The 17,135-nt window shown below is 72.5% G+C and carries 17 protein-coding genes; 5 read left to right on the top strand and 12 right to left on the bottom strand.

Translation table 11 applies throughout. The features are described from left to right. Window positions 1–50: 50 nt before the first annotated feature. The 4 genes from ABD844_RS31750 to ABD844_RS31735 form a co-directional block, all read right to left on the bottom strand. Entirely contained in the window at window positions 51–1,511 is a 1,461-nt protein-coding gene (locus tag ABD844_RS31750; protein WP_344886391.1) for a class II fumarate hydratase, read from the bottom strand. Further along, window positions 1,508–3,205 carry an NAD-dependent malic enzyme gene (locus ABD844_RS31745; RefSeq protein ID WP_344886421.1) on the bottom strand — a complete coding sequence of 566 codons (1,698 nt, stop codon included), beginning with the start codon at window positions 3,203–3,205 and terminating at the stop codon, window positions 1,508–1,510. The genes ABD844_RS31750 and ABD844_RS31745 overlap by 4 nt, the downstream gene beginning before the upstream one ends. 369 nt (window positions 3,206–3,574) lie before the next feature. After that, window positions 3,575–5,017: a S1 family peptidase gene (locus ABD844_RS31740; protein ID WP_344886390.1), complete on the bottom strand. Its 1,443-nt coding sequence runs from the start codon at window positions 5,015–5,017 to the stop codon at window positions 3,575–3,577. A gap of 84 nt (window positions 5,018–5,101) precedes the next feature. Beyond that, window positions 5,102–6,034: a LysR family transcriptional regulator gene (locus ABD844_RS31735; RefSeq protein WP_344886389.1), complete on the bottom strand. Its 933-nt coding sequence runs from the start codon at window positions 6,032–6,034 to the stop codon at window positions 5,102–5,104. A 97-nt stretch (window positions 6,035–6,131) separates the two neighbouring features. Between ABD844_RS31735 and ABD844_RS31730 the strand changes: the two genes are divergently transcribed. Both ABD844_RS31730 and ABD844_RS31725 read left to right on the top strand, forming a co-directional pair. Beyond that, window positions 6,132–6,359, top strand: a complete 228-nt coding sequence (locus tag ABD844_RS31730; RefSeq protein WP_344886388.1) for a DUF6158 family protein — start codon at window positions 6,132–6,134, stop codon at window positions 6,357–6,359. Continuing rightward, the gene (locus ABD844_RS31725; RefSeq protein ID WP_344886387.1) at window positions 6,356–6,592 is read left to right on the top strand and encodes a hypothetical protein; all 237 of its coding nucleotides are present in this window, start codon (window positions 6,356–6,358) and stop codon (window positions 6,590–6,592) included. Before ABD844_RS31730 ends, ABD844_RS31725 begins: the two co-directional genes overlap by 4 nt. A 57-nt stretch (window positions 6,593–6,649) precedes the next feature. On the opposite strand, the gene ABD844_RS31720 is transcribed toward ABD844_RS31725, so the two are convergent. The 3 genes from ABD844_RS31720 to ABD844_RS31710 form a co-directional block, all read right to left on the bottom strand. Then, the gene (locus ABD844_RS31720) at window positions 6,650–7,351 is read right to left on the bottom strand and encodes a hypothetical protein (protein ID WP_344886386.1); all 702 of its coding nucleotides are present in this window, start codon (window positions 7,349–7,351) and stop codon (window positions 6,650–6,652) included. 68 nt (window positions 7,352–7,419) lie between these two features. After that, window positions 7,420–8,703 (bottom strand): vWA domain-containing protein, encoded by a 1,284-nt coding sequence (locus tag ABD844_RS31715; protein WP_344886385.1) that lies wholly within the window; start codon window positions 8,701–8,703, stop codon window positions 7,420–7,422. Next, window positions 8,700–9,881 (bottom strand): AAA family ATPase, encoded by a 1,182-nt coding sequence (locus tag ABD844_RS31710; RefSeq protein WP_344886384.1) that lies wholly within the window; start codon window positions 9,879–9,881, stop codon window positions 8,700–8,702. Before ABD844_RS31710 ends, ABD844_RS31715 begins: the two co-directional genes overlap by 4 nt. A 240-nt stretch (window positions 9,882–10,121) precedes the next feature. Here ABD844_RS31710 and ABD844_RS31705 point away from each other — a divergent pair, with 240 nt between their 5' ends. Then, entirely contained in the window at window positions 10,122–10,901 is a 780-nt protein-coding gene (locus tag ABD844_RS31705; RefSeq protein ID WP_344886383.1) for a putative hydro-lyase, read from the top strand. Window positions 10,902–10,911: 10 nt separating this feature from the next. Here ABD844_RS31705 and ABD844_RS31700 read toward each other — a convergent pair whose 3' ends face one another. After that, window positions 10,912–11,496 carry a P-loop nucleotide/nucleoside kinase family protein gene (locus ABD844_RS31700; protein ID WP_344886382.1) on the bottom strand — a complete coding sequence of 195 codons (585 nt, stop codon included), beginning with the start codon at window positions 11,494–11,496 and terminating at the stop codon, window positions 10,912–10,914. 91 nt (window positions 11,497–11,587) lie between these two features. Here ABD844_RS31700 and secY point away from each other — a divergent pair, with 91 nt between their 5' ends. Next, window positions 11,588–12,877, top strand: a complete 1,290-nt coding sequence (gene secY, locus ABD844_RS31695; RefSeq protein WP_344886381.1) for a preprotein translocase subunit SecY — start codon at window positions 11,588–11,590, stop codon at window positions 12,875–12,877. 43 nt (window positions 12,878–12,920) lie between these two features. Here secY and ABD844_RS31690 read toward each other — a convergent pair whose 3' ends face one another. The 4 genes from ABD844_RS31690 to ABD844_RS31675 all read right to left on the bottom strand — a co-directional run bounded on the left by ABD844_RS31690 (window position 12,921) and on the right by ABD844_RS31675 (window position 16,527). Further along, on the bottom strand, window positions 12,921–13,604 hold the full coding sequence (locus tag ABD844_RS31690; protein WP_344886380.1) for a response regulator: 684 nt from the start codon (window positions 13,602–13,604) through the stop codon (window positions 12,921–12,923). 82 nt (window positions 13,605–13,686) lie between these two features. Further along, entirely contained in the window at window positions 13,687–15,009 is a 1,323-nt protein-coding gene (locus ABD844_RS31685) for a sensor histidine kinase (RefSeq protein ID WP_344886379.1), read from the bottom strand. Between the two features lie 159 nt (window positions 15,010–15,168). Beyond that, window positions 15,169–15,558, bottom strand: coding sequence for a PPOX class F420-dependent oxidoreductase (locus ABD844_RS31680; RefSeq protein WP_344886378.1), 390 nt, complete (start codon window positions 15,556–15,558; stop codon window positions 15,169–15,171). Window positions 15,559–15,615: 57 nt separating this feature from the next. Continuing rightward, the gene (locus ABD844_RS31675) at window positions 15,616–16,527 is read right to left on the bottom strand and encodes a phosphotriesterase family protein (RefSeq protein ID WP_344886377.1); all 912 of its coding nucleotides are present in this window, start codon (window positions 16,525–16,527) and stop codon (window positions 15,616–15,618) included. A gap of 170 nt (window positions 16,528–16,697) precedes the next feature. Here ABD844_RS31675 and ABD844_RS31670 point away from each other — a divergent pair, with 170 nt between their 5' ends. After that, window positions 16,698–17,132 (top strand): TIGR02611 family protein, encoded by a 435-nt coding sequence (locus ABD844_RS31670; RefSeq protein ID WP_344886376.1) that lies wholly within the window; start codon window positions 16,698–16,700, stop codon window positions 17,130–17,132. The last annotated feature ends 3 nt before the right edge of the window (window positions 17,133–17,135 follow it).

Below are 17,135 nucleotides of genomic sequence, written 5' to 3'. Positions count from 1 at the left end.
CCCGCCTGACACCCCTTCCCGTCGGCCACCACGGCGGCAGGGCGCGGCGGTCAGGGCCGGCGGTGGCCGTCCGGGGAGGGCACCCCGGGCTTGGTGAGGTTTTCCGGTTTGACGATCCGGTCGTAGAGGTCCTCCGTGATGCCGCACTGGAGTGCGGCGGCCTTGAGCGGGAGGCCGTGGTCCAGCGCGTGGTGGGCGATGCGGGCGGCCCGGTCGTAGCCGACGACGGGGCTGAGCGCGGTCACCATCATGATCGAGTGGTCGACGTTGTGGTGCAGCCGGTCCGTGTCGAGCCGGGCCCCCTCGACGAGGAACTCGCGGAAGTGGTCCATCATGTCGGCCAGGATGCGCGCCGAGTGCAGGACGTTCTTGATGATGACCGGGCGGAAGGCGTTCAGCTCGAAGTTGCCCTCGGCGCCGGCCATCGAGACGGCCGTGTCGTTGCCGCACACCTGGACGGCGACCATGAGCAGGGCCTCGGCCTGGGTCGGGTTGACCTTGCCCGGCATGATCGACGAACCGGGCTCGTTGGCCGGCAGGATCAGCTCGTGCAGCCCGGTACGCGGCCCCGAGCCGAGCCAGCGCACATCGTTGGCGAACTTGAACAGCGGCACGGCCAGGGTGCGCAGCGCCGCCGAGACCCGTACGAGGTGGTCGCAGGACGCCTGGGCGGCGAACTTGTTCGGCGCGCTGGTGAAGGGCCGCCCGGTGAGCTCGGCGAGCTGCCCGGCCACCTCCTTGCCGAACCCCGGCGGCGCGTTCAGCCCGGTGCCGACCGCGGTGCCGCCGACGGCCAGCCGGTAGAGCCCCTTGCGGGTGCGTTCGAGATGGTCGATGGCGTCGCCGAGCTGCGCCGCGTAGCCCGACCACTCCTGGCCGACGGTCAGCGGCGTGGCGTCCTCCAGATGGGTACGCCCGATCTTGACCTCGTGCGCCCACTGCCGGCTCTTGGCCTCGGCGGCCTCGCGCAGCCGCGTCGCGGCGGGCAGCACGTGGTCGTCGACGGCCTCGGCGGCGGCCAGGTGCATGGCGGTGACGAAGGTGTCGTTGGACGACTGGCCCATGTTCACCTGGTCGTTCGGGTGGATGGGGTCCTTGCTGCCCAGCTTCCCGCCGACGAGCTGGATCGCCCGGTTGGAGATCACCTCGTTGACGTTCATGTTCGACTGGGTGCCGGAGCCGGTCTGCCACACGTACAGCGGGAACTCGCTGTCCAGCTCGCCGCGGATGACCTCGTCGGCGACCCGGCAGATCAGGTCGGCCTGCCACCGGGGCAGGCGGCCGGCGCGGGCGTTGACGATCGCGGCGGCCTTCTTGATGTAGCCGTAGGCGTGGTAGACGGCCTTGGGCATGCGATCGTCGCCGATGTCGAAGTGGATCAGCGACCGCTGGGTCTGCGCGCCCCAGTAGTGCCCGGCAGGTACGTCCACCGTGCCCAGCGAGTCGCTCTCCGTCCGGGTGCCGGTGGCCCGCAGCCCGATCGGCACGTCGCGGACCCGCGGCGCGCTCACTGCCCGTTCCCGTGGACGCGGCGGTAGACGGGCTGCCACATCGTGTCCTGGACCTGCTGCACCGTGTCGCGCAGGTCGACGCGGGCCAGGTGCTCCTCGGCGGCCCGGTCGGCGACGGCGACGGCGACGGTGGCCGAGACCTCGCGCAGGTTGTCGACCTGGGGCAGCAGGGACGCCCCCGGGGCCGAGACGTCGACCAGGCCCGCGACCGCCTCGGCGGCGGCCTGGAGCATGCCGGGGCTGACCTGCCGGGCCCTGGCGACCACCGTGCCCAGCCCCAGCCCGGGATACAGCAGGGCGTTGTTGGCCTGGGCGATGACGTAGGTGACGCCGTCGTGGGTGATCGGGTCGATCGGGATGCCGGTGGCGATCAGGGCCCGCCCGCCGCTCCACCGGATCAGGTCGGCGGGCATCGCCTCGATGCGCTCGGTCGGGTTGGAGATCGGGAAGATGATCGGCCGGTCCACGCCCGCCGCCATCGCCCGCACGATCTCCTCCGTGAACGCGCCGTGCACGGTGGAGGTGCCCAGCAGCATGGTCGGCTTGACCCGCCGAACGACCTCGGCCAGCGAGATGCTCTGCCCGTCCCGGGCCCAGCCGGAGACCTCGTCGCGCGGGCGGGCGTACGGCTGCTGGAAGTCACGCAGCCCGCTCATATCGTTGGTGAGCAGGCCCTGCTTGTCGATCGGCCAGATCCGCCTGGTGGCGGTGTCGCGGTCCAGGCCGTCGCGGACCATCGCGTCGCGTAGCTGGTCGGCGATGCCGGTGCCGGCCGTGCCCGCGCCGAAGACGACGATCCGCTGCTCGCGCATCGGGGTTCCGGACACCTTGACGGCGCTGAGCAGGGCGGCCAGCACGATCGCGCCGGTGCCCTGCATGTCGTCGTTGAAGGTGCAGATCCGGCCGGTGTACCTGTCCAGGATGCGGCGGGCGTTCGACGGGCCGAAGTCCTCCCAGTGCAGCAGGGCGCCGGGGAACATCCGGGTCGCCGTGCTGACGTAGGCGTCGATGAAGTCGTCGTACCGCTTGCCGCGGATCCGGGAGTGGCGGTTGCCGACGTAGGCCGGCTCGGTCAGCAGCGCCTCGTTGTCGGTGCCCACATCGAGCGCGACCGGGATGACCCGGGCGGGGTCGATGCCCGCGGCGGCCGTGTAGACGGCCAGCTTGCCGGTCGCGATGCCGGCGCCGCCGCCCACGCCCCAGTCGCCGATGCCCAGGATCTCCTCGGCGTCGGAGGCCACGATCAGGTCGACGTCGTCCGGGCCCAGTCGCATGTCGGTGAACGCCCGCTCGATGCCGTCCGGGTCGTCGATGGACAGGTACACGCCCCGGGGGCGGCGGTACTCGTGGCTGTAGAGCTTGATCGCCTGGGCGACGGTGGGGTCGTACACGATCGGCAGCATCTCGCGCAGGTGGTCGCTCAGCAGCCGGTAGTACAGCACCTCGTTGCGGTCCCGGAGCGCCGCCAGGTAGACGTTCTTGAGCAGGTCGCTCGGCTGGGCCCGGTACTGCGCGTAGATCCGGCGGGCCTGCTCCTCCAGCGTCTCCACCACCGGCGGCAGCAGGCCCTCCAGGCCCAGCTCCGCCCGCTCCTCGGCGGAGAACGCCGTGCCCTTGTTCAGCAGCGGCTCCTGGAGCACCGCCTGGCCGCGCAGCGAGGTCACGTAGCTTCCGTCCGGCTGCTCGGCGAACATGAAGCTCACCAGATCCGGCTTCCTCTTCCCCGGCGACATCATGGTCATCCCCCTTGGCGGAACGGCTCTCGCGGCGCAAGCTGCCCCCGCCAGGGGAGAGGACACCCGGCTGCGCCTCACGGCTGTCCCCGCTCCCGGCAATGGGAGGTTCTAGGCTGACGGCCGATGCCACGACGAACGCCCCACAGCGCCCACGAGCCCCTCCGGCCCCCGATCCCGGGGGAGAAGGGGCGGCGAGTGTGGGTGGGGGTGCTCCGCCGGAGACCCCGTCCGCTTCGGATGTTCGCTGCGGGTGTCCGCTGCGGGTGTCCGCTTCGGCCGTCGGCTCCCGGGGAGGGGATGCCCGCGCTCGCCGCCCCTTCTGGCTTTCTACGGGCGGTTCACGCCCAGCGTGTACGAGCCCGATCCGCTGTAGGCGTGCACGTGATACCGGTAGTACCCGGCCGTGCCGCTGTAGCTGATGGTCTCGTCGGGGTTCGGGCTGTCGCCTCTGGCCACCACGGTCCAGGTCGAGCCGTTCCACTTCTGCAGGTAGACGTCGAAGTCCACGCCGGCGGGCCCGTCGAGGCAGGCCGCGTGCGTGCCGGACACCGTGGCCTGGTAGTACGACCCGTTCGGCTGGTAGACGCTCTGGTTCGAGGTCAGCGAACCGCCGTAGGTCTCCTCGTACCCCTGGCAGCCGGTCGGCGGCGGCTCCGTGCCACCGGCCGTGACCAGCGTCAGGCCGCCCACCGAGAGCAACTCGCCGATGGGCTGGAAGTACGTCGTCCCGCCCGCCGAGCAGTTGCCCGACCCGCCCGAGGTCATGCCCTGGGCCTGGTCACCCGAGATGAACGAGCCGCCCGAGTCGCCGCCCTCCGCGCACACGTTCGTCCGCGTCAGGCCCGACACCGTGCCCTCGGGGTAGTTGACGGTGGAGTTGAGCGCCTGGACGGTGCCGCAGTGCCACTGGGTGGTGGAGCCCGAGCGGCAGATCGAGCCCTGGGGCTGGGTGACGGCCGAGCCGCGTACGGGCAGGATGCCGGCGCTGTAGCCGTTCACCACGCCGGGCGCGGTCCAGTCGGCGTTCGTGGCCACCCACGCGTAGTCGTTGCCGGGGAACGACGAGATCTGGAACGTCCCCTGCGACACCCGGTTGTAGCCGGTCGTGGTGATGCCGGTCGCGCCGCAGTGGCCGGCGGTGGTGAAGCCGAGCTGGGTGCCGCGCCGGGCGGCGAACCCGACCGAGCAGCGGTAGCCGTCCGAGGTGTAGTACGCGTCCCCGCCACGGATGTCGTAGAACAGGCGCGGGCGCTCGGCGGACCCCTCATACGTGACGGCGGCGGCGTCCATGCCGCTGGCCGCGACCCAGGAGCGGGCCGCCCGCTCGTCGCTCGCCAGGACGACGACCGCGTTGTCACGCGGTGAGACGGCCCAGGAGTGCACGGAGGCCGGCGGGGCGGTCCGGTCCAGGCCCTCCTTGACCTCGGTGAGCTGGGCGAGGGAACGGGACACGACACGCGCGCGGGCGCCGGCACGGGTGATCTCGGCCGTGTCCGCGGGGTCGACGCTGGCCACGACCAGCGCGCTCTCGGCGCCTTCGTACCAGGTGCCGGCATAGCGGTCGCCGAGCCTCTTGCCCAGACCGGGTGCGGCGGCGTTGCCGCGGGCCTCGTTGGCCAGGCGGGCGAGCGCCTGCTCCTTCGTGATGCCGAGGTCGCGCTGCAGGGCGTCGACCACGCCGGAGGGCGGTTTCGCGGTCGCGACGGCGGGGGTCGCCGTCATGACTAACGCGCCGACCGCGATCGCGATCAGCGCCGGAGTCCGGAGCATGGTTGTCTCCTCGCTGCTGGGGGTGCCGTCACGGTAACGGCGGGCCCGCGCGGGGAGGAGTATTACTTTGCCCCTATCACTGTGTTATGGAGCGGTGCCGTAACCCGGGTTACGTACCAGCCAGTCGTAGTAGATCTGGCTGCGGCGTACGGCGTCCATGTGGGCGTGTTTGGCCTGCGCCACCACCCATGCGGCTTCGGGGGCGGTGGGATGGCGGCCGAGGAGCTGCCGCCAGCGCAGCGGCGCGCCCACGAGCGGGACCATGACCAGCCCCTGCGCGGCCTGGTGGGTGGCCTGGCAGAGCACGACGGCCCGGCCGACCTGCGCGAGGTGGGTGCAGGTCGGCACGTCGGTCTCGTAGATCGTGCCGGGCGTGAACCCGGCCCGCGCGCACGCCATCGCGAAGCAGTCGGCGAAACAGCCGTCGCCCGGTGTCACCGCCCACTGCTCGTCGGCCAGGTCGGCCAGCTCCACCTCCTTCTCGCCGGCGACCGGGTGGTCCTCCGCGACCAGGCAGAAGACGGGGTCGAGGCTGATCGTCTCCCACAGGAGAGTGCCCGTGGGGGTGCCGGAGTCGCCGCAGGCGCCGGTCAGCACGTAGTCGAGGCGACCGAGCTCGACCATGCTGTTCAGCTCGTGCGTCGACCAGGACGTGTACGTGTTGACCGTCCGCTCCGCGGCGAGCCGGTCGACCAGGCCGCCGAGTATCGGCCCGTTGGTGGCGCCGATGCGGAAGCCGGGGGAGGGGGCGTGAGCGAAGCGTACGGCTTCCTCCTGCAGCTCCTTGGCCGCGGGGAGGAGCACCCGTGCCCTGGCGAGCACGAGTTCGCCGAGGCGGGTGGGCCTGGCGCCGTGGCGGTCGCGCTCGAACAGGGCGCCGCCGAGCACCCTCTCGATGCGCTTGAGCTGTGCGGTCAGGGCCGGTTGTGCCAGCCCGAGCAGGGACGCGGCCTTGCTCACACTTCCCGCGTCCGCGACCGCGCGGACGATCCTGAGGTGCCTGAGCTCGAGGTCCATAACGGGAAGGTAAGGCGACGATCTCTTGCAAACAATGCCTATATGTCAGGAAATGTGACAGATATTTGTCCGGGGCTTCCTAGGGTAGGGGGAGCGCATGACGGCGATGGGAATAGATCCGGCCCAGCTCAGCGACGCTGACCTGGTACGCGAGGTGCGCCAACTGCACCTCACCCGGAGCGACACCTTTTTCCACGGGTCCGACGACGCGCTGGCCGTGCACACGCAGCGTACCGGCGAACTCGAGGCGGAATATCTCCGGCGCCACCCCGCACGGGAGGTCGATCCCCTCCGGCTGAGGGAGGGGGCGAGGCAGCGATCATGACCGAACGACACGACGTCCAGGCCCTGTCGGACGTGGACATCCACGTGTACGAGGCCGTGGCGGCCCAGTGCGTCGAGACCGGCGGCGCCTACTTCGACGGCCTGGTACGGGCGTGCGGGCTGACCGAGGAGGAAGTGCGCTGGAGCCTGGCCACGCTGGTCGGGCACGGGTACGTGGTGCCCAGGGGCGACGGGTACGTGCTGGGGCCGCACACGTTCGAGGTCGAATACTGAGTCGACCGTGCTCACCGGGGATCCCGTGACTGATGGGCAGCGGAGGATCCCGTGAGGTCATGAGCCGGGGTCCGCGGCCGACAGGGCGCGCAGCACGCCTGCCTGCTCCGCCGTGACGCCCGCGGCCCGCTGACCGGCCGCCTCCTCGGGCGAGAGCCCCGCGCAGCACCAGGCCGCCACCTCCGCCAGGGGCACGGCGGCCCACCAGGCGGCCATGACCTCCACCGCGGGCAGGCCGATCCGGGCCGCCTCGGCGGGAGTGAAGCCCAGGGCCAGGAAGACCCGCGCGTCGCCCTGGTCCACGCGCCGCCGGGCCCACTGCTCGGCCTCCGCGCCGTCCCAGCCCGCGTCGGCGTACGCGCGGGCCACGTCGGCGGGCACGTCGGCACGCAACAGCCGGCGCAGGGTCGCCGCCACCGTGGCGTCGCAGTGTTCCCCGGGCTCCGGCGCGGCCAGCCGGGCCAGCCACGAGACGCGGCGTGGACGTTCGCCCGCCAGGTGCCTGCGGGCGGCGTCGTGGGCCGCCACGCCCAGCTCGTGCCAGCGTACGGCCTCCTTCGGCGTCATGCCGGCCCGCTGCCAGGCGATCACCGTCGCGGGGGTGGCGGAGGCGGTGCGCCACAGACGGGCGTCGGCGGGGGCGGTCACACCGGCCGCGCGCCAGTCCGCCGCCTCCCCGGGCCCGAACCCGGCCGCCCGCCACCGCCGCACCTCACCCTGGGTGAACCCGTGGGGAAGGTCGCCGTCCCATTCCGTCATGCCGCCGCTCCTTCCGGTGCGGCCGTCGGGGGTCTCGTCAGGGATTTCTCTGGGGTCTGATGGGGATCTCACGGGGATCTCTTGGGGATGCGGACCGTCTCCGCCCAGGGCGGCGCCGGATGACGGTCCCCGAACAGGCCGACGACCACGCGCGGACGGGGCCGCCGCTCAGGCCACGGCGTGTCACCGTCGGTGAACACGATCAGCAGGTCGGCGGGGGTCCCGGCCGGGGTCCCAGGTCGGGTGCCGGATCGGGCCCGGGTTCCGGATCGGGCTTCGGATCGGACCCGGGCTCCAGATCGGGCCCGAGTTCCGGGGCGGGAGCCGGTTTCGGCGGCGGTGAAGCCGGGGCGGAGGTCCGTGCCGCCGCCGCCGACCAATTCGGCCTCGGCCGCCCGGCGTACGCGCTGGGGCGGGTACGCCGCGGTGTCGCAGCAGATCACGTCGATCCGGCGGTGCCCGGTCGCCCGCAGTACGCCGTCCAGCTCGCCGAGGGCCTGCTCCAGCGCGGTACGCCCGACGCTGCCCGAGGTGTCGACCAGGACGGTGATCCGGGGGAGGGGCCGTACGAGGGCGGGCAGGACGAGGTCCGGCACGGCGGCGGCCCTCCTGGACGGGCGCGAGTGGCTGTAGTCCACCCGGCCCGCCGCCTGGGCCAGACCCCGGCGGACCAGCCGCGCCAGCCGGGCCCGCCAGTCCACCTCGGGACGCAGCGTGTCCTCGGCCCAGCGCCGCCAGCCGCCCGGGGCCGTACCACGGGCCTCGATCTCGGCGGCCACGGCTCTGGCCAGGAGTTCGCGCTCCAGCGCCGTCATCGCGCCCGGCCCGGTGAACGGAGGGCGGGCGCAGGGCGTCAGGTGGGGCGGGACGTCGATGAGGTCGAGCAGCTCCGCGTACTGCTCGGCGAGCAGGCCGTCCGGCAGGCCCAGGGTCTCGGGTGAGATCGCGTCGCCGGGGGCGTCCTCGCCGAGGTCGTCGTTGATCTCGGCGTCGGCGGCCCGGGCCCAGCGAAGGGCCGGGTCCGGTTCCCGGTACGGCTCGGCGCGGGCGTGGTGGTCCCTGAGGAGGTGTCCCACCTGGTGCAGCAGCCACCAGCCGAGTTCGGGCACGGGTGTGGCGGCGGTGGCGGCCGGGTCGAGGTGCACGTTCCAGTGCTCGTCGGCCGAGGGACGGGACGGCGCGCCGTCGTGGGGCAGCGGGTTGAGTGCGAAGAGCGCCGAGGCGAGGTACGGCGCCCGCGTGGCGGCCCACAACCGCGCCCCGGCGAACCGCTCGACGGCTGCCCGCTCGACGGCTGCCCGCTCGACGGGCGCGCGCTCACCGGCTGCCCACTCGTCGCTTGCCCGGTTCATGGCATCAGCCCGGCGGCGCGGAGGATCGGGGCCAGGTCCAGCACCGTCGTGGGGAGAGCGGCGCCGTGCGGGCGGCGGGCGGCGAGGGAACGGGCCGCCCCGGCCGCCACGTCCGGGGTGCGCCCGGCCACCCGGCCGATCAGGGTCCAGGCACGCTGCCAGGTGTCCGCGCTCCCGTCGGCCGTCACGTACGCCACGACCGAGCCCAGCACCGCGTGCACCCGGTCCACGCGGTCGGGCAGCGGGGCGGTGGGGTCGGCGAGCAACGTCTCGGGGTCGGGCAGGTCGAGGTCGCGCAGCCAGGACAGCAGCTCGAACCCCGCCGCCTCCCCGACCGCCCCGACCACCAGCTCGGCCCGTACCCGCTCCCCGTCGGCTCCCACCGCCCCGTACGCGCCGGGGGCGAGAGCCGGGTCCGAGGTGCGGGCCAGGGCCTTGGCCGCGAGTTCCCACGTGCGGGGGCTCGGCCAGGCGCGGGCGGGCCCGTCCGGCACCGCGAGCACCAGTTCGGGCCGCACCCGCAAGAACGCCCCGACCAGCGCCCGAGCCCGCCCCTCGGCCCCCGTGCCACCGCGCCCACCACCACCGGCACGGCTGTCACCGCACGCACCCCGGCCATCACCCCGGCCATCGCCACCACCGGTGACGGCCGCGATCGCCGCGGGGTCCCAGCCTGCCAGGGAGGGCGCGGTGAACCCCGTGGTGAAGCCCTCCGCCACCGAGGCGGCGCTCACCTTCCAGTCCAGGTGGATGAGCCGGTTGGCCAGGGGCGCCGACAGGTCCCACCCGTCGGCCGCCTGTTCGGGCGGGTTCGCCGCCGCCACGATCCGTACGGACGCAGGCAGCACCAGGTCCCCGACCGCCCGTTCCAGCACCACCCGCAGCATCGCGGCCTGTACGGCGGGCGGCGCGGTGGTCAGCTCGTCCAGGAACAGGATGCCCGTCCCCGACGACGCCAGCCGTTCGGCCCAGCGCGGCGGCGCGAACCACGTCCGGCCCTCCCGCAGCACCGGCAGCCCCGCGAAGTCGCTCGGCTCCCTGATCGAGCCGACCACGGCCTCCACCGGCAGCCCGAGCCGCTCCCCGAGCGCGAGTACGGCCGACGTCTTCCCGGTCCCGGGCGAGCCCCAGAGGATCACCGGCAGGTTCGCCGCCACCGCGACGGACAACGCGTCCACGAAATCACATCCCCCAACGAGGAAGCGTCAACTTTGATTGACGCGACTAGAGTCAACGTAGGTTGACGTGTGGTCGGATGTCAAATCACCTCAGGGGCGCCGCGCGAAAGACGGTCCCACCTCGGACGCCTCCTGGAGTGCCACGCCGAGGCTGCCGGGGAGGCCGAAAGTCAGGGCGATCGGTGAGACCCGCTGTCCAGATGGTGGACCGGTGAACGCCGCACTCCTAATGTCGAACGTGTGGATGTCGCCGATCTGAGCCCCGCACAGGCGCGCGAACGCTTCCGCGCCGGCGAGCGGGTGCCCACCGCCGGTTGGTGCCGGGGCTGGACGCAGGCCAATCTCATCGCCGTGCCCAAGCGGCTGAGATACGAGCTGCTGCTGTTCGCCCACCGCAACCCGCAGGCGTGCCCGGTGCTCGACGTGGGCGAGCCCGGGGCGTGGTCCACCCGGTTGTTCTCCGGTGACCTGCGGACGGACCTGCCCGGCTACCGCCTCTACCGCGACGGCCGGGCCGCCGCCGACCTCGACGAGGTGGTGGCGGAGTGGCGTGCGGACCTGGTGCCGTTCCTCATCGGTTGCAGCTTCACCTTCGAGCGGGCGCTGCTCGCGGCCGGGGTGCCGGTGCGGCACCTGGAGACGGGCCGGAACGTCCCCATGTACGTCACCGACATCCCCTGCGAGTCGACCGGCAGCCTGTCGGGCCCGCTGGTGGTGTCGATGCGGCCGGTCCCCGGCGACCTGGTGGAGCGGGCCGTCGAGGTGAGCGGGCGTTACCCGATGGTGCACGGCGCGCCCGTGCACACCGGTGACCCGTCCGCCATCGGCATCCGCGACCTGGCCAGACCCGACTACGGCGACCCGGTGGAGGTGCGGGAGGGCGAGGTGCCGCTGTTCTGGGCCTGCGGGGTGACGCCGCAGGCGGCGGTGCTGGCCAGCGGCGTCGAGTTCGCGATCGGCCACCTGCCGGGCCACATGGCGATCATGGACGTGCGGGACGAGTGCTACCAGGTCACCTGACAAAGCCGCGTCAACCGGCGGCAGGGCGTGACGGCGGTGGGATGCCCGCCGCCGTGAGCTGCCGCCCGACCGGTGACGCGTCCCGCCGGTTGTCGATCTCCAGGTGCGGTACGACGGGCGGCTCGTCCACCCGGATGTTCCTCAGATAGTCCGCGAACGCCGCCAGCTTGCCCGCGTCCCTCCCGAACCCCCTGGCCACCAGGCGCTCGCGCAAGGTCGGGCCGTCGGAGCGCACCCAGAGCAGCCGCACCGGCGGACCGCCCAGCTCATCCACCCACCGGGCCCACCGTGCGGCGTCGTGCACCTGCGTGGTGAACGGCCCGTCCAGCGCCACCGGGCAACCACGCTCGCGGATCTGCCGGGCGAGCGTCGTCAGGCCCGCGTACTCGTGCCGCTTGACGTGCTCGTCGTACCAGGGGCCCTCGCGTTCGCCGTCCGGGCGCCCGTGGGCCCGCAGCAGCTCGGCCACGAAGGCGCCGTACACGGTGTCCTTGTCGAGCAGGGCCGGGACGGGGGACAGACGGGCGAGCAGCTCGGCCGCGACCGTGGACTTGCCCGCGCCCGGCGGCCCGCTGATCACCCACACCGCACTCATGCGCTCAACGTAGCCGTACGCGGATCTGCGTACACCGGTGCCTCCTGTCTGCGGACGACCCCGGCGCCCGCCCGCACCAGACTTCATGCTCATGCTGACCGTGTTGACCAGGGCGTTCCGAGTGCCGGAGCTGCGTAGGAAACTGCTGTTCACCCTTGCCGTCATCGGGCTGTTCCGGCTGGGACAGATCCTGCCCGCGCCGGGCGTGGACGTGGTGGCGGTACGCGCGTGCGTGGGCGCGGCCAAGGGTGGCGTGTTCGACATGATGCAGATGCTCAGCGGGGGAGCGATGCTGCAACTGTCGGTGTTCGCGCTCGGCGTGATGCCGTACATCACGGCCAGCATCATCATGCAGCTCTCGGCCGTCGTGGTGCCCCGGCTCGACGTGCTCAGGAAGGAGGGGCAACGCGGCCAGGCCAAGATCACGCAGTACACCCGCTACCTGACCGTCGGCCTCGCCCTCCTGAACGCCGGTACGGTCGTCGCGCTCGCCCGCTCCGGGCAGCTCCTGCCCGGCTGCGCCCAGCCGCTGCTGCGCGACGACGGGCTGCTGTCGGTGACCGTGATCGTGCTGACCATGGTGGCGGGGGCCTGCGCGGTCATGTGGCTGGGTGAGCTGATCACCGACCGGGGGATCGGGAATGGCATGTCGCTGCTGATGTTCACGCAGGTCGTGGCCATCTTCCCGGGGTACATGTCGAGGATCTTCGTGCTGAGCCCGATGAGCTTCGTGGTGATGATCACGTCCGGGCTGTTCCTGGTGGCGGCCGTGGTGTTCGTGGAGCAGGCGCAGCGGCGGGTGCCGGTGCAGTACGCCAAGCGGATGGTGGGGCGGCGCATGTACGGGGGGAGCAACACCTACATCCCGCTCAAGGTCAACCAGGCGGGCATCGTGCCGGTCATCTTCACCTCGTCCCTGCTGTACCTGCCGACGCTGGCCGCCCCCCTGCTCGGGGACGAGGCGCGGACCTGGGTGGAGCTCAACCTCACGTCGGGGGCCCATCCGCTGTACATGACCGTGTACGTGCTGCTCATCGCCGGGTTCGCGTACTTCTACGTGTCGATCACCTTCAACCCGGTGGAGGTGGCGGACAACATGCGCAGGTTCGGCGGGTTCGTGCCCGGCATCCGGCCAGGACGTCCGACGGCCGAGTACCTGGCGTACGTGTTGTCCCGGCTCACCGCTCCAGGGGCGCTCTACCTGGGGGTGCTGGCGCTGCTGCCGCTGGTGGCGTTCGCGATCCTGCGGGATCCCGGCACGCAGCAGAACTTCCCGTTCGGCGGGACGAGCGTACTGATCATGGTGGGGGTCGGGCTGGAGACCGTCAAGCAGATCGAGGCCCAGCTCCAGCAGCGCAACTACGAGGGCTTCCTGCGCTAGCCACCTCGGCGGGCGGCGCTGTCGGGGAAGCGCGGCGGCGCCATCAGGAGGCCGGGAGGGTCAGGCCCGCCCGCATTGCGAACACCACCAACTGGGCCCGGTCGCGGGCGTGCAGTTTCACCATGGCCCGGCTGACATGGGTGCGTACGGTCTCGGGGCTGATCGTCAGCTCTCCGGCGATCTCCTCGTTCGAGCGCCCGGTGGCCACCCACGCCACCAGCTCCCGTTCGCGCGGGGTCAGCGTCTCGATCCCCTCGACCGGCTCGGCGCCGTGTCGTCCGAACAGGCCGATCACCTTCCTGGTGATGGCGGGTGACAGCAGCGCCTCACCGGCCGCCACCACCCTGACGGCGTTGACCAGCTCGTCGGGGGCGCTGTCCTTGAGCACGAAACCGCTGGCTCCGGCCTGGAGGGCGGCGAAGACGTACTCGTCGACGGCGAACGTCGTCACCACGACGATCCGCGTGCTCCTCAGCTCGGGGTCTCCGGCGACGGCCCGGAGGGTGGCGAGCCCGTCCATGCCGGGCATGCGGATGTCGAGCAGCAGCACGTCGGGCCGGGTACGGCCGATCAGCGCGAGGGCCTCCCGCCCGTCGCCCGCCTCCCCGACGCACTCCATGCCGGGTTCCCGCTCCAGCAACGTCCGCAACCCCATGCGCACGACGGCCTGATCGTCCGCCACCGCGACCCTGATCACCTCACCGCCCCCCGCGCCCGCACCGCTCACCCAGCACCCCTCACCCAGCACCCCTTGACCGCACGCTCACCCAGCACCCGTGCCCAGGCCGTCTCCCGGGTCCCGGCCGTGATCATGCCGTCGGGCGGGGGAAGCGGGCCACCACCTGGAAGCCGCCGCCCGGACGGGGCCCGGCCGCGAACCGGCCACCGGACTCGGTCACCCGGGCGCGCATCCCGGCCAGCCCGCGCCCCTCGGCGTCCGGCCCAGCCCGTCCCGCGCCCCGGTCGGCCACCTCCAGCACGAACTCCCCTGGTACCCCGGTCGCGCGCACGAGAGCCCTGGTCGGGCCCGCGTGCCGCAGGACGTTGGTGAGCGACTCGCGCACCACCCGGTAGACGGTGTCCTGGAGGTGGGCGGGGACGGTGAGGTGGGGCGGTTCGAGGTCGACGGGCAGGCCCGCCGCGCGTACCCCGTCGATGAGCCCGGCCAGGTCCGCGCCCGGCGGGTCGATCCCGTCGAGCGCCGCCCGGAGTTGGGCCAGCGCCGTCGTGCTGGTCTCCCTGATCGCCCGCAACGAGGCGCGGGCCTGTTCGGGGTCGTCGTCGAGCGTCACGAGCGCGATCCCGGCCTGCATGGCGATGGCGGCCAGCCCGTGCCCCGCAGCGTCATGCACCTCCCCGGCGATCCTCGCCCTCTCCGACGCCACGACATCCGCCCCACCCCAGGCATCCACCCCATTCCGGGCGTCCCTTGCACTCGCCGCGCTCGGCTCTGGGTCCGGCCGGCTCGTGACCGGCACGGACGGGTCGCCGCAGAGGTCGTCGCGGTGGGACGGGCGGACGGTCTCGACGTGGTTGCTCTGGGCGGCCGGGATGCCCCACGCCGCCCGTGTGGAAGCGGCTGACCGCGGGTAGGCGGCGGTCTGCTTGGAGGCCGCCGTCGTGGCGCCCTGCCGGTACGCCTGCCTGGCGAAAGACCGCGGCGCGGGAGGCTGTGAGGCGGGGGACTGCAGGGCGGGGGACTGTGAGGCAGAGGACTGTGAGGCGGGGGACTGTGGGGGCTCGTGGGACGACTCGGCCGGAGCTTGGAGCTGGGGCGGCTCGGCGTCGGCGGCCGCCGCCGCGGCGGCGCGAGCCTGGGCGAGACCGCTGAACGACCACGGAACGGCCAGCCACCCGGCCCACGCCAGCATGATCACGACCGGGATGTCGCCCACCCGGCGCAACCGCGCGAACGAAGGGCCCGAGAGCGGGTCGCGCGACGACCGCAACCGTGACGACTGAGCGTCCTGCGACTGCAACCGCGACGGCTGGAGGTCCTTGGACCGCAGCCGCGATGGCTGAGTGTCCGGTGACCGCGGCCGCGACTGTTGAGGGTCCTGCGACCGCAGGCGGGACAGCACGCCCAGCCGCCCGCGAGGACGCTCACGCTCACGCGCGTCACCCACCGGCACGCAACCCTCCCACGGGCCGTGCGGTTCGCCCCTCAGCGGGTCGCCCTCACCTGTGTCGTCGCTTCGCGCGCCCTCGGTCGCCATCCCCCCACCCGCTCAGGCCCATGAAGGCCGGACCGAGCCCGTTCGGGCTCGTGCAGCCCCGATCCTAGCGAGCTTTCACACCGTGCGGCTCTCCCGGGGCCCGTCCAGTCCCCAAGAAATGATCTTGCTGGGCGTGATACGGATGATCTCCCGCGAGAAGTACGGCACCGGCGGCTCGGCGTCCGTCAGGGCCTGCGCCGTGCCCCGGATCTCGATGCCCCGCGCGACCCAGGGATCGACCGAGGCCAGATCGTCCACCACCAAGGAGACCGTGCTGCCCCGCTGGATGTTCCTGAACTTCTTGGACTCGCCCAGCGCATGCCCGCCGACGACGATCGTGCCGCTCTCGGCGTCCACGAAGAACCCCACGGGGTTGTTCTGCACCTGCCCGCCGGGCGAGACGGTGGCCAGCCGGGCGAGCGGCTGACCGGCGAGATAGTCCAGCTCCGCTGAAGTGAAAGTCATGCGCCCAAGTCTGCAACCTTGACATAGGTGGAGGTCAACCGGCGCGGACGGCCCCGGTCAGGCGAGGCCCTCGGTCAGCCAGCGGAGCGGGTTGTCGTGGGTGACGAGGCGGATCACGTCCTCGCTCGTCCCCGCCGCGCGCAGGCGTGGCAGCAGCGCGTGGAACAGGTGGCCGTAACCGGGCCCGCCGTAGCGGTGCACCTGCGCCACCCGGCTCAGTCCCGTGCTGATCAGCAGCCGGTCGGCGTGGCCGTCCTCGATGAGGCCGAGCGCGATCCTGGCCACCTGGTCCGGGCCGAGCCCCAGGACGCCCAGGCTCACGTACGCCCCCGCCTCGGCGATCTTCCTGGCCGCGCCCAGCTCGGTGCCCGCGTAGCCGACGGCCACCCGCGAGCCCGGCAGGTTCTGGCCGAGCAGGATCTCCAGCAGCGCCAGGCTGTTCTTGCCGTGCGTGGCCACGGGCAGCCGCGTACGCAGGGAGGTACGGGCGGCGGCGACCAGGCAGCGCTCCTCCCTGGCCGTGGGCTCGGCGCCCCAGCAGCCGACCTCGCCGATCACGCCGGGGAACACGCCGGTCCCGTCCACGCCGCTGAGGATCTCCTCCATCAGCCGGGCGGTGAGCGTGTCCACGTCGGCGTCTCCGGCGTCCGTGAACGGCTCGGCGTACAGGCCGGTCGAGGCGATCACCGGCACCCGGCTGCCGGCCGCGATGCGGGCCAGGGCGGCGGCGTCGCGGCCCATGCCCAGGCAGGTGAGGTCGACCACGAGCCCGAGCTGCCCGGACGACTGTCGCAGCTCGCGGAGCTCGCCGGTGACGGCCGCCTCCTCGTCGAGCCAGCGGTACGGGTCGGAGTCGATCCCGACCGCCCAGCGCATGTCGGTGCGCAGGTGTTCATGGGGGAGTACGGCACCCTCGATGGCGGCCACGCGTACAGGGCCGGTGACGGTGCGGAGCAGAACCTCGGGCATAACAGACATTAACCGATGTTTGCCGGAAGCCGCCTGATCAGGGGTGAAGTTTTACTCTGGGCGAGGTTTGGTGCTTTGCTACTCGTCGGCAAGTGGCCACGGGGGGCCGCGCCGTATTCTGGGTGGCACAGCAACGCGCGGGGGGAATTGTGGCGATGCAGGACTCTGACATGGGCGATGCCGACGTGTTCAAGGACGAGGCCGCCGATCGGTCCGGCATGCCCGGCCGCCGCACCGGGATCCAGGGGTGGCTGGACGGCGTCAGGTCCACCCGCACGGGCGCGCTCACCCTGAAGATCGTGATCGGCCTGATCGGCACCGTCATGGTGGTGGGCGGGCTGGTCATGGTGCCGTTCCCCGGGCCGGGATGGCTGGTCGTGTTCGCGGGCCTGGCGGTGCTGGCGACCGAGTTCCACTGGGCGCACAAGGTGCTGGAGTTCGGCAAGCGGACGCTGCACGTCTGGACGGAGTGGTACAAGCGGCAGGGCTGGACCGTGCGCGTCATCGTGCTCGTCGTCACCTTGGCCGCCGCCGGGGTGATCGTCTACTTCGGCCTGCGTACGCTCGGCTTCGACGTCCTCGAGATCGCCCAGCGTTTCATCTGACGC

It is taken from the genome of Nonomuraea antimicrobica (genome assembly GCF_039536965.1).
In the GTDB taxonomy this organism is placed as follows: Bacteria; Actinomycetota; Actinomycetes; order Streptosporangiales; family Streptosporangiaceae; genus Nonomuraea; species Nonomuraea antimicrobica.
The sequence above is the reverse complement of the archived record's forward strand: the minus strand, read 5'-3'. Positions and strand labels throughout refer to the sequence as shown.